Annotated in this window: 10 protein-coding genes; 8 read left to right on the forward strand and 2 right to left on the reverse strand. The window is 70.7% G+C overall.

What is annotated here, in order from left to right; genetic code table 11:
* The first annotated feature begins 38 nt into the window (after window positions 1-38).
* The 4 genes from QTI45_RS04580 to QTI45_RS04595 are packed head-to-tail and all read left to right on the forward strand — an operon-like array spanning window position 39 to window position 3,295.
* Window positions 39-755: an ABC transporter ATP-binding protein gene (locus QTI45_RS04580; RefSeq protein WP_444813252.1), complete on the forward strand. Its 717-nt coding sequence runs from the start codon at window positions 39-41 to the stop codon at window positions 753-755.
* Between the two features lie 16 nt (window positions 756-771).
* Window positions 772-1,341 (forward strand): cob(I)yrinic acid a,c-diamide adenosyltransferase, encoded by a 570-nt coding sequence (gene cobO, locus QTI45_RS04585; protein WP_286367567.1) that lies wholly within the window; start codon window positions 772-774, stop codon window positions 1,339-1,341.
* On the forward strand, window positions 1,338-2,294 hold the full coding sequence (gene cbiB, locus QTI45_RS04590; protein WP_286653629.1) for an adenosylcobinamide-phosphate synthase CbiB: 957 nt from the start codon (window positions 1,338-1,340) through the stop codon (window positions 2,292-2,294). The genes cobO and cbiB overlap by 4 nt, the downstream gene beginning before the upstream one ends.
* On the forward strand, window positions 2,291-3,295 hold the full coding sequence (locus QTI45_RS04595) for an aminotransferase class I/II-fold pyridoxal phosphate-dependent enzyme (RefSeq protein ID WP_286653630.1): 1,005 nt from the start codon (window positions 2,291-2,293) through the stop codon (window positions 3,293-3,295). Before cbiB ends, QTI45_RS04595 begins: the two co-directional genes overlap by 4 nt.
* 3 nt (window positions 3,296-3,298) lie before the next feature.
* Here the strand turns inward: QTI45_RS04595 and QTI45_RS04600 are convergent, their stop codons facing one another.
* Window positions 3,299-4,213, reverse strand: coding sequence for a LysR family transcriptional regulator (locus QTI45_RS04600; RefSeq protein WP_286367570.1), 915 nt, complete (start codon window positions 4,211-4,213; stop codon window positions 3,299-3,301).
* 165 nt (window positions 4,214-4,378) lie between these two features.
* Here QTI45_RS04600 and QTI45_RS04605 point away from each other — a divergent pair, with 165 nt between their 5' ends.
* The 4 genes from QTI45_RS04605 to QTI45_RS04620 all read left to right on the forward strand — a co-directional run bounded on the left by QTI45_RS04605 (window position 4,379) and on the right by QTI45_RS04620 (window position 11,489).
* Entirely contained in the window at window positions 4,379-5,242 is an 864-nt protein-coding gene (locus QTI45_RS04605) for an alpha/beta hydrolase (protein ID WP_286653631.1), read from the forward strand.
* Window positions 5,243-5,447: 205 nt separating this feature from the next.
* Window positions 5,448-6,692 (forward strand): efflux RND transporter periplasmic adaptor subunit, encoded by a 1,245-nt coding sequence (locus QTI45_RS04610; protein ID WP_286653632.1) that lies wholly within the window; start codon window positions 5,448-5,450, stop codon window positions 6,690-6,692.
* A gap of 22 nt (window positions 6,693-6,714) precedes the next feature.
* Complete coding sequence (locus tag QTI45_RS04615; RefSeq protein WP_286367573.1) at window positions 6,715-9,972, forward strand: efflux RND transporter permease subunit; 3,258 nt, start codon at window positions 6,715-6,717, stop codon at window positions 9,970-9,972.
* 32 nt (window positions 9,973-10,004) lie between these two features.
* Entirely contained in the window at window positions 10,005-11,489 is a 1,485-nt protein-coding gene (locus QTI45_RS04620) for an efflux transporter outer membrane subunit (protein ID WP_286653633.1), read from the forward strand.
* Window positions 11,490-11,520: 31 nt separating this feature from the next.
* On the opposite strand, the gene QTI45_RS04625 is transcribed toward QTI45_RS04620, so the two are convergent.
* Window positions 11,521-11,769, reverse strand: coding sequence for a hypothetical protein (locus QTI45_RS04625; RefSeq protein ID WP_286367575.1), 249 nt, complete (start codon window positions 11,767-11,769; stop codon window positions 11,521-11,523).
* Between the last annotated feature and the right edge of the window lie 10 nt (window positions 11,770-11,779).

An 11,779-nucleotide genomic window follows, 5' to 3' on the forward strand; every position in this document is an offset into this window, starting at 1 on the left:
AAGCGCGCGGCGTCTCGGCCCGGCTCGGCCTGGCCGAGGTGCTGCATGGCATCGACCTGTCGCTGGCGGCCGGGCGCTGGACCAGCATCGTCGGCCCCAACGGGGCGGGCAAGTCGACCTTGCTCAAGGTGCTCGCCGGCCTCTTGCCGCACGCCGGTGAAGTGCGCGTCGAGGGCCAGCCGCTGAAGGCGCTGCCCGGCCGCGCACGCGCGCGGCGGCTGTCCTGGCTGGGCCAGGGCGGGGCGGGCGAGGGCAGCGCCGACGATCTGACGGTCTACGACGTCGCGATGCTCGGCCGCCTGCCGCACCAGCGCTGGCTGGCCGCGCCGAGCGAGGCCGATCGCGCGGCGGTCGAGCGGGCCTTGCGCAGCACCCAGGCCTGGGAGTGGCGCGAGCGGCCGCTCGGCCAGCTGTCGGGCGGCGAGAGGCAGCGGGTGCTGCTGGCGCGTGCGCTGGCGGTCGAGGCCGAGCTGCTGCTCATGGACGAGCCGCTCGCCAACCTCGATCCGCCGCACCAGGCCGACTGGATGCGGACCGTGCGCGCGTTGGTGGCCGAGGGCCGGACCGTGGTCAGCGTGCTGCATGAACTCAACGCGGCGCTCGCGGCCGACGCGATGGTCGTGATGGCCGGCGGCCGCGTGCTGCACCACGGCGCCTGCGGCGATGCCGCGACGCACCGGGCGCTCGAGACCGTCTTCGACCACCGGGTCGCCCTTCACCACGTGGCCGGCCAGTGGCTGGCCGTGCCGCACTAGATTCATCAGGAGAAGCATGCAGATCGAGACAGCGCCCAGCGAGAAGCCGTACGAGAAGCCGGAGGGCGAGCGCCGCGGCCTCGTGATCGTCAACACCGGCGACGGCAAGGGCAAGAGCACGGCCGCGTTCGGGCTGGCCCTGCGAGCCCATGGCCGCGGCAAGGCCGTGAAGATCTACCAGTTCATGAAAGTGCCGTCGGCGCGCTTCGGCGAGCACCGGATGTTCGAGCAGCTCGGCATTCCGATCGAAGGCCTCGGCGACGGCTTCAGCTGGAAGAGCCAGGACCACGAGCACTCCGCGCAGCTGGCGCGCGATGGCTGGGAGAGGGCGCGCGCAGCGATTCTCTCGGGCGCGCATTTCCTCGTCGTCCTGGACGAGATCACCTACCCGCTGATCTACGGCTGGCTGCCGCTGGAGGGCGTGCTCGACACGCTTCGCGCGCGGCCGAAGGCGGTCCACGTCGTGCTCACCGGCCGCCGCTGCCCGCCCGAGATCGTCGAGCTGGCCGATACCGTGACCGAGATGCAGCTGGTCAAGCACGCCTTCAAGGCCGGCATTCCCGCGCAGCGGGGCATCGAGGATTGATCCCGATCGCGGTGCTCTGGCTGGCGCTGGCCATCGACCGGTGGCTCGGCGAGCCGCCGCTGCGCTGGCACCCGGTGGTCTGGATCGGCCGCTACCTGGGTTGGATCGGCCAGCGGGTCGCGCCGCCCGCCGGTGCACCGGCGCGCCGGCTCGCGGCCTTCGCCGGCGGCGCGATCGCCTGGTGCGCCGGCGCCGCGCTGGTGCTGGCTGCGGCCGGCGCGATCGAGGCGGCCGCGAACCGGATGCCGGCCTGGGCGGGCATCCTGCTGGCCGGCATCGTCCTCAAGCCGCTCCTGGCCTGGCGCATGCTGCGCGACGAGGTGATGGCGGTCGAGTCGGCGCTGGGCCGCTCGCTCGACGAGGGCCGCGCGCAGCTGGCCCGGCTGGTGAGCCGCGAGGTGTCGTCGCTCGACGCCGCCGGGGTGCGCGAGAGCGCGATCGAGTCGCTGGCCGAGAATCTCAACGACTCGCTGGTGGCGCCGCTCTTCTGGTTCGTGCTTTTCGGGCTGCCGGGCGCGGCGCTCTATCGCTTTGCCAACACCGCGGACGCCATGTGGGGCTATCGCGGCGAACGCGGCGGCCGGCAGTGGGAGTGGGCCGGCAAGTGGGCCGCGCGTGCCGATGACCTGCTGTCGTGGGTTCCCGCCCGCCTGACGGCCTTGCTCCTGCTCTGCGGCTGGCCCGGGCGCGGGCCGGGCGGCGCCGCGCGGGCGGTGTTTCGCGAAGCCCGCCTGACGCCGTCGCCCAACAGCGGCTGGCCCATGGCCGCGATGGCGCTGCAGCTGGGCGTGCGCCTCGCCAAGCCCGGCATCTATGTACTCAATGCGCAGGGCCGGACGCCTGCCGCCGCCGACACCGCGCGAGCGGCGCGGCGGGCCGCTCGCGCGGTCCTGCTGGCCGGCCTTTGCGCAACCGCCGCGTTGGCCGGCCTGACCCCGATGGAACTGCAATGACAGCCTCCGAAATCTTTGAACTGATGCACGGCGGGCCGGACGCCCAGGGCGCCGCGCCGCACGACTTCTCGACCAACGGCAACGGCTTCGGACCGTGCCCCGCGGCCCTTCAGGCGCTGCAGCTGGCGGACGCCAGCCGCTATCCCGATCCGCACTACATGGGCCTGCGCGAGCGGCTGGCGGGTTTTCATCGTGTCGACGCGGGCCGCGTCGTGATCGCCGCCAGCGCCAGCGAATTCATCGGCCGCGTCACGGCGGCCGTGTCCCAGGGCGGCGGCGGGCGGGTCCGGCTGCCGCCGCACGGCTACGGCGACTACCTGCGTGCCGCCAAGGCATGGCATTTCCAGGCCGCGCCGGCCGACGGCCCGGCCGACCTGGTGTGGTGCAGCGAGCCCGACAGCCCGTTGGGCCAGCCGCAGGAGAACCTCGTGCAATGGGTGAGCCAGCTGGGTTCCGGCGCGACCTGCGTGCTCGATCTGGCCTACGAGCCGCTTCGCCTCGAGGGTGCATCGACCCTGACCGCTGATCAGCGTGACCGCGTCTGGCAGCTCTGGACCCCCAACAAGGCCATGGGCCTGACGGGCATCCGGGCGGCGTACGCGATCGCCCCGCTGGCCGCACAGGACCTGTGCGCACGCCTCGCGCGGCTGGCGCCATCCTGGCCCCTGGGCGCGCACGGCGTGGCCCTGCTCGAAGCCTGGACCGGCGAGGCGGCCCAGCAGTGGCTGGCCGCGAGCATCGCCGAGCTCAGGATTTGGAAGGCCGAACAGCTCGCGCTGTGCGACAGCCTGGGCTGGCGCTGCCTGCCCAGCGTCGCCAATTTCTTCTGCGCCGAGCCGGACGTGGCCCACACGCCGGCGCGCGCCGCCGCGCTCAGGCAGGCAGGCATCAAGCTGCGCGACACGGCATCGTTCGGGCTCCCGGGGCTGCTGCGCCTCGGCGTGCTGCCGCCGGCCAGCCAGCAGCAGCTCGGGCGCGCCTGGCGTGCCGCGCGCAGCTGACTCTCAGAGTCGCTGCAGCTGCGGGTGCTTGGCGAACAGCTCGGCCGCCCAGTCGACGAAGGCCCGGACCTTGGCGCTCAGGTGGCGGTTCGGCGGATACACCACGTGCACCGGAAGGGGCGGGCGGGTCCACTCCGGCATGATCCGCACCAGCTCGCCGCTCGCGATGTAGGGCTCCGCCATGTAGGTGATGACCTGCGACAAGCCGAAGCCGCCGAGCACGGCAGTCATGTGGGCATTGCTGTCGTTGACCGAGACCCGGTAGGGCCCCGAGATCTCGAACTTCTCGTCGCCCCGGTGGAATTCCTCCGGGTACATGCGGCGGGTGCTGCCCGAGAAGAAACCCACCACCAGGTGCCGCTTCTCGATGTCCAGCGGATGCTGCGGTTCGCCGTAGCGCTTGAGATAGGCCGGCGAGGCCACGGTCAGCCAGGGCAGGTTGCCGATGCGCCGCGCCACCAGCGACTGGTCGCTGAGTTCGCCGCCGCGGATCACGCAGTCCACGTTGTCCGAGATCAGGTCGACCGCCCGGTCGCTGACGCCGACGTCGACCTGGATCTCGGGGTAGCGGTCGCAGAAGCTGGCGAGCGCCGGCAGGATCACCAGCCGGGCCATCGACGAGCCGACGTCGATGCGCAGCCGCCCGGTCGGATTGGCCTGCGCATTCGTCATGCTGGCCTCGATGTCGTCGAAGTCGTTCAGCAGCCGGGCGGTGCGCTCGTAGTAGGCGGCGCCGTCAGGCGTCACGGTGACGCGCCGCGTGGTGCGGTTGAGCAGCTTCACGTGCAGGCGCGACTCGAGCGCCTGGATCTGCTTGGTCACCGTGCCCTTGGGCAGTCCGAGCGAATCCGCGGCGCGGGTGAACGTACCGGCTTCGACGACGCGGACAAATATCCGCATGCCCTGGATCTGATCCATCTATGCTTGCTCCTGGGGTGGCGGGATGCCTCGGGGAGCGGAATTCTCACACGGGCATCCGGCGCGATTGTTAGCCGGATGGAAACAGAGTGGGGTCCGGTGTCTCGTTGAAGCAACCCCGGCCCGACTTATATTTCATTCATCTTCCACCCACCGAAGCCGTCCATGTCCAGCAGTTCCAGTCAGCCACCTGTCGCAGAAGCCGCCACGGCTGCCGCGCAGGCGGCCGAAACCGACATCCGCATCGAACTGCCGGACCGGGAGCCGGTGCCGGCCCGGCTGTACGGCGTGCGGCCGCGGGGCGCCACGGTGCCGCTGGTGCTGCATTTTCATGGCGGCACCTTCGTCTGCGGCGACCTCGACAACGGCCGCAGCGTGGCCCGGCTGCTGGCCGGCGCGGGTGCGGTGGTCGTTTCGCTCGACTACCCGCTGGCACCCAAGGCGCCGTTTCCGGAGCCGATCGAGGTCGGCTTCGCGGCGCTGGAATGGCTTCACAAGCAGCGCGTCAAGCTGGCCGGGAAGGGCGCCCAGGTGTTCCTCGCGGGCGAGGAGGCCGGCGGCAACCTGGCGGCGGCCGTGGCGCTGATGGCGCGCGATCGGGCCCATCCGCCGCTGGCGGGCCAGATCCTGCTGTCGCCGATGCTCGACCCCTGCGCGGGCACGGCCTCGCTGCGCAAGGCCACCGGCGACGCCACGCAGTGCAAGTGGGCCTCGGGCTGGCAGGAGTACCTCAAGCGCCCGGTCAATGCCACGCACCCGTATGCGGTGCCCGGCGGTTCGCTGCGGCTGGCCGAGGTGGCGCGGACGCTGGTGCTGGTCGGCCAGGATGACCCGATGCGCGACGAGGCGCTGAGCTTCGCGCGCCGGCTCGCCGATGCCGGCATCGCGGTCACCAGCAGCGTGCTGCCGGGCGCGGCCAACTGGCCCGAGGCGCTCTACGAGCCCGAAGGTTCGGGCTGCAAGGCCTGCGAGGCGGTGGTGCAGAAGCACTTCCGCGACTTCTTCAGCGCGGCGCCCCCGCCGCACTGAGCGACGGCGCACGGCCGGCGGTGCGCTGAAAGCTCCCTCGCACGGAGCGACTTCCAGATCCAGGGGTGACGGTACCTCGAACCGAACGGCGGCAGCTCCGCCGGGCGAAGCCGTTCGCCTCCCAAACGTTTTTTTCCCGCTGTCCTGCGCCACCCGCGCGGGAGGGCACCGTGTTTTCCAAGAGTCACCAAAAGGACCATTCATCATGTCGAAGCCTCAACAATCCTCCCTCGCGCGGCGCCGCCTCTGGCCGGCGGTGACCGGCGTCACGGCGCTGGTGGTGATCGCTGCCACTGCGCTCGGCCTGCACAGCCTCAAGGCCGAGGCCAACGACGTCACGGCGGTGGCGACGCCGCGGGCCACGCCGGTCTCGGTGGCCACCGTGGCGGCGACCGAAGTCAACACCTGGGACGAGTTCTCGGGCCGGCTCGAAGCGGTCGAGCGGGTCGACGTGCGATCGCGGGTCGCGGGTGCGGTGCAGGCCGTGCACTTTCGCGAAGGCGCGCTGGTGAAGCAGGGCGAACTGCTGATCACCATCGACCCGGCGCCGTACGCGGCCGAAGTGGAGCGCGCCGAGGCACAGGTCGCCTCGGCCCAGGCCCGGGTGTCTTTCACGCGCAGCGAAGTGGAGCGCGCACGCCGGCTGTGGGACGAGAAGGCGATCGCCCAGCGCGAGCTCGACGAGCGCAGCAATGCCGGCCGCGAGGCCGAGGCCAACTTGCGTGCCGCGCAGGCCTCGCTGCAGAGCGCCCGCCTGAATCTGGGCTACACCCAGGTGCGCGCGCCGGTCTCCGGTCGCACCGGCAAGCTCGAAGTGACGGTGGGCAACCTTGTGGCCGCGGGCCCGGGCGCGCCGGTGCTGACCACGCTGGTCTCGGTGAGCCCGATCTACGCGAGCTTCGACGCCGACGAGCAGATCGTGGTCAAGGCCCTGAAGGACCTGCCCGGCGGCGCCAGCGCGCGCGGGCGCATCGAAGGCATCCCGGTGCAGATGGGCACCGCCGCCAGCGACGGCACGCCCTACACCGGCCGCCTTCAGCTGATCGACAACCAGGTCGATGCCAAGAGCGGCACGGTGCGGGTTCGCGCCGCCTTCGACAACGCCGACGGCGCGCTGATCCCGGGCCAGTTCGCCCGCATCCGCATGGGGCAGGCGCGCAACGACATGGCGCTGCTGGTCAACGAACGGGCCGTCGGCACCGACCAGAACAAGAAGTTCGTGATGGTCGTGGGTGCCGACAACAAGGCCGAGTACCGCGAAGTGGCGCTGGGCGCCCCGGTCAATGGCCTGCGCGTCGTGACCAAGGGCCTGAAGGCCGGCGAGCGCGTGGTGGTCAACGGCCTGCAGCACATCCGCCCGGGCGCACTGGTGGCGCCGCAGGCCGTGACCATGGACGCCAAGGCCGAAGTGCCGCAGGCGGCCCAGCGCGTCGCAGCCGCGAAATCCTGATCCCGCTCGTGGGAGAAAAGACATGAATCTATCCAAGTTCTTCATCGACCGGCCGATCTTTGCCGGCGTGCTGTCGGTGCTGATGCTGATCGCCGGCCTGATCGCGCTGCGCGGCCTGCCGATCTCCGAGTACCCCGAGGTGGTGCCGCCCTCGGTGGTGGTGCGGGCCAACTATCCGGGCGCCAATCCGAAAGTGATCGCCGAGACCGTCGCGACGCCGCTCGAGGAGTCGATCAACGGCGTCGAGGGCATGCTCTACATGGGCAGCCAGGCGACCACCGACGGGCTCATGACGCTGACCGTGACCTTCAAGCTCGGCACCGACCCCGACAAGGCCCAGCAACTGGTGCAGAACCGCGTCTCGCAGGCCGAGCCGCGGCTGCCCGAGGAGGTGCGCCGGCTCGGCATCACGACCATCAAGAGCTCGCCCGACCTCACGATGGTGGTGCACCTGCTGTCGCCCAACGGCCGCTACGACATGACCTACCTGCGCAACTACGCGGTGCTGAACGTCAAGGACCGCCTGGCGCGCGTGCAGGGCGTCGGCGACGTGCAGCTGTTCGGCTCGGGCGACTATTCGATGCGCGTCTGGCTCGACCCGCAGAAGGTGGCGCAGCGCGGGCTGTCGGCCAGCGACGTGGTGCGTGCCATTCGCGAGCAGAACGTGCAGGCCGCGGCCGGCGTGGTCGGCGCCTCGCCGGGCCTCTCGGGCGTCGACATGCAGATCTCGATCAACGCCCAGGGCCGCCTGCAGACCGAGGACGAGTTCGGCGACATCATCGTCAAGACCGGCGGCGACGGCGCAGTGACGCGGCTGCGCGACGTGGCGCGGCTCGAACTCGGCGCCTCCAGCTACGCCTTGCGCTCGCTGCTCGACAACAAGGACGCCGTGGCGGTGCCGATCTTCGCGGCGCCGGGCTCGAACGCGATCCAGATCTCGAACGACGTTCGCGCCACCATGGCCGAACTCAAGAAGAACATGCCCGACGGCGTCGACTACAGCATCGTCTACGACCCGACGCAGTTCGTGCGCGCCTCGATCGAATCGGTGATCCACACGCTGCTGGAAGCCATCGCCCTGGTGGTGCTGGTCGTGATCCTGTTCCTGCAGACCTGGCGGGCATCGATCATTCCGCTGCTGGCGGTGCCGATCTCGGTCATCGGCACCTTCGCGGTGATGCACCTGTTCGGCTTCTCGATCAACGCGCTGAGCCTGTTCGGGCTGGTGCTGGCGATCGGTATCGTGGTCGACGACGCGATCGTGGTGGTCGAGAACGTGGAGCGCAACATCGAGGCCGGCCTGACGCCGCGCGATGCCACCTACCGCGCGATGCGCGAGGTGTCGGGGCCGATCATCGCGATCGCGCTGGTGCTGGTGGCGGTGTTTGTGCCACTGGCCTTCATCAGCGGGCTCACGGGGCAGTTCTACAAGCAGTTCGCGCTGACCATCGCGATCTCGACCGTGATCTCGGCGATCAACTCGCTGACTCTCTCGCCCGCGCTCGCCGCCTTGCTGTTGCGCGGCCACGATGCGCCCAAGGATGCGCTGACGCGTGGCATGGACCGCGTCTTCGGCCGCTTCTTCGGCGCCTTCAACCGCCTGTTCCATCGCGGCTCCGAGGGCTACAGCAGGGGCGTCAAGGGCGCGATCTCGCGCAAGGCGCTGATGATGGTGATCTACCTGGCGCTGGTGGGCCTGACCTTCGGCCTGTTCAAGGCGGTGCCCGGCGGCTTCGTGCCGGCGCAGGACAAGCAGTACCTGATCGGCTTCGCCCAGCTGCCCGACGGCGCCACACTGGATCGCACCGAAGAGGTGACGCGGCGGATGAACGACATCGTGCTGAAGCAGCCGGGCGTCGAGCACGCGATCACCTTCCCGGGGCTGTCGATCAACGGCTTCACCAACAGCTCGAACTCCGGCATCGTGTTCGTGAGCCTGAAGGACTTCGACGATCGCAAGACGGCTGCCTTGAGCGCCGGTGCCATCGCGGGCCAGCTCAACCAGCAGTTCGCGGGCATCCAGGACGCCTTCATCGCGATCTTCCCGCCGCCGCCGGTGCAGGGCCTCGGCACGACCGGCGGCTTCAAGCTGCAACTGGAGGACCGCGGCTCGCTGGGCTATGCGGCGATGGACGGTGCGGTCAAGGCCTTCATGGCCAAGGCCTACCAGACACCCGAGCTCGCAGGCATGTTCACCAGCTGGCAGGTCAACGTGCCGCAGCTCTATGCCGACATCGACCGTACCAAGGCGCGCCAGCTCGGCGTGTCGGTGACCGACGTGTTCGACACCATGCAGATCTATCTCGGCAGCCTCTACGCGAACGACTTCAACCGTTTCGGCCGCACCTACAGCGTGCGCGTGCAGGCCGATGCGCCGTACCGCGCCCGGGCCGAGGACGTGGGCCTGCTCAAGGTGCGCTCGGCCAGCGGCGAGATGGTGCCGCTGTCGGCCCTCATGAACATCCAGCCCAGCTACGGGCCGGAACGCGCGATGCGCTACAACGGCTTCCTCGCGGCCGACATCAACGGCGGTCCGGCGCCGGGCTTCTCCTCGGGCCAGGCGCAGGAGGCGATCGAGCGCATCGCGGCCGAGACGCTGCCCCCGGGCATCGGCTTCGAATGGACCGAGCTGACCTACCAGGAGATCCTGGCCGGCAATTCGGCGCTGTGGGTGTTCCCGCTCGCGATCCTTCTGGTGTTCCTGGTGCTGGCGGCGCAGTACGAGAGCCTGACCCTGCCGGCGGCGATCATCCTGATCGTGCCGATGGGGATCCTGGCCGCGATGACCGGCGTGTGGCTCTCGGGCGGGGACAACAACGTCTTCACGCAGATCGGGCTGATGGTGCTGGTCGGCCTGTCGGCCAAGAACGCGATCCTGATCGTCGAGTTCGCACGCGAGCTGGAGTTCGCCGGGCGCACGCCGCTGCAGGCGGCGATCGAGGCCAGCCGGCTGCGCCTGCGGCCGATCCTGATGACCTCGATGGCCTTCGTGATGGGCGTTCTGCCGCTGGTGCTGTCGACCGGCGCCGGCGCCGAGATGCGGCGCGCGATGGGCATCGCGGTGTTCTCCGGAATGATCGGCGTGACCGCCTTCGGCCTGTTCCTGACGCCGGTGTTCTATGTGCTGCTGCGGCGCCTCACGGGCAATCGCCCGCTCAAGCTGCACGGCGAAGTGCCGCACGTCGATGCCTTCGTGTCGGCCGAGCACCCGGCCGCCGGCGGCGGCGCGGGCGGCGGACTGCGCCCGTCGCCCGCGGCACCGCGGCGCGACAACGAGTAGGCGCGATGGCGCCGACCCAAGGAAAGACCAAGATGAATGCAAGAAACGAAACCCGCGCCCGGCCCTGGCGTGCCGCCGTGCTGCCCCTGCTCGCCGCGCTGGTGCTGGCCGGTTGTGCCACCGCCCCGGCCGAACTGCCGAGCTTCGCGCTCCCGGCGCAATTCAAGGAGCAGGCCGCGGCGCCGGAAGGCAGCTGGACCCGGGCCCAGCCGGCCGAGGCGCAGCCGCGCGGCGATTGGTGGCGCAGCTTCGAAGACCCGGTGCTCGACCGGCTGATCGAGCGCGCCGATGCCCGCAACAACAGCATCCAGGCCGCCGCGGCACGGCTGGCCGAGGCACGGGCCCTGGCGCGCAGCGCCGATGCCGACCGCGCACCGCAGATCGGCCTGGCCGCGGGCGGCGTGCGCAGCGCCGGACTGGATCGCAACCTGAGTCCGCGGCCCTCGACCCTGGTCACGGCCGGCTTCGACTTCTCCTACGAGCTGGACCTGTTCGGCAAGCTCTCGCGCGCCAGCGAGGCGGCGCAGCTCGATGCCGACGCCCGCGCCGGCCTGCTGCAGAGCACGCGGCTGCTGGTGCAGGCCGAGGTGGCCCAGACCTACCTGGCGCTGCGCGCGGTCGATGCCGAGCGCGCGCTGGTGCGCGACACGGTCGAGGCCTACCGCGACACGCTCAAGCTGACGCAGAGCCGCGAGCGGGCAGGGGATGTCGCCGAGCTCGACGTCGTGCGGGTGGAGACCGAGGTCGCCTCGAACGAATCCGACGCCATGACGCTGGACCGCCGCCGCGCCGAGCTCGAGCATGCGCTGGCGGTGCTGGTGGGCGACCTGGCCTCCGACTTCGATGTCGGCACGGGCGACTGGTCGACCGCCTTGCCGACTATTCCGCCCGGCGTGCCTGCCACCGTGCTGACGCGCCGGCCCGACATCGCGGCGGCACAGAAGTCGGTGCTGGCCGCGCAGGCCCGGGTCGGCGTCGCGCAGGCGGCCTGGTTCCCCGACATCGCGTTGACCGGTGGCGGCGGCTATGCGTCGGCCGACATCGGCGACCTGCTCAAGTGGTCGGCCCGCTCCTGGGGCATCGGCGCCTTGCTTGCACTGCCGGTGTTCGACGGCGGCCGGCGCGAGGCCGGCGTGCAAAGCGCATCGGCGCAACTCGACGGCGCGCTGTCGAGCTACCGCACGCAGGTGCTGGTGGCGTTCAAGGAGGTCGAGGACCAGCTGTCCTCGCTGCGCATCCTGGCGCAGCAATCGGGCGTGCAGGCCAAGGCGGTGAGCTCGGCGACCCGCGCCACCACGCTGTCGGATTCGCGCTACCGCAACGGCATGATCAGCCAGCTCGACCTGCTCGACGCGCGCCGCAGCGAACTGCAGAACCGGCGCCAGGCGCTGCAGGTGAAGTCGGCGCAGTACCAGGCCACGGTGGGCCTGATCCGTGCGCTCGGCGGCGGTTGGGATGCGCAGGCGGTGGCGCTGGCGCCCCCGGCCGAGCGGCAGGCGCAGGTGGCGGCGCGCTGAGCGGCCAGGGCCGCGCCCGTTCAGCGCCCATTCAGCGCGCCATAGGCAGGCCCTGGAAGGCGCTGTGCGCCCAGCCGTCCGGGTCGGCCAGCTTGCGCAGCTGGTGCGCGCCCATCACGAGCGCATTCGAGTAGCTGGTCTGCGGGTTGGCGGCGCAGTAGATGCCGTTGTAGTGGATCGCTTCGGCGGCGTCGCTGGGTTCGGCTTCCAGGATGACCCAGAAGAATTGATGGAGGTCGCGTTCCTCGACCGTGAGTGCTAAGTCGCGTAAAGCTGGCATTCGCCGTGGT

This window comes from Variovorax saccharolyticus, assembly GCF_030316765.1.
In the GTDB taxonomy this organism is placed as follows: domain Bacteria; phylum Pseudomonadota; class Gammaproteobacteria; order Burkholderiales; family Burkholderiaceae_C; genus Variovorax; species Variovorax saccharolyticus.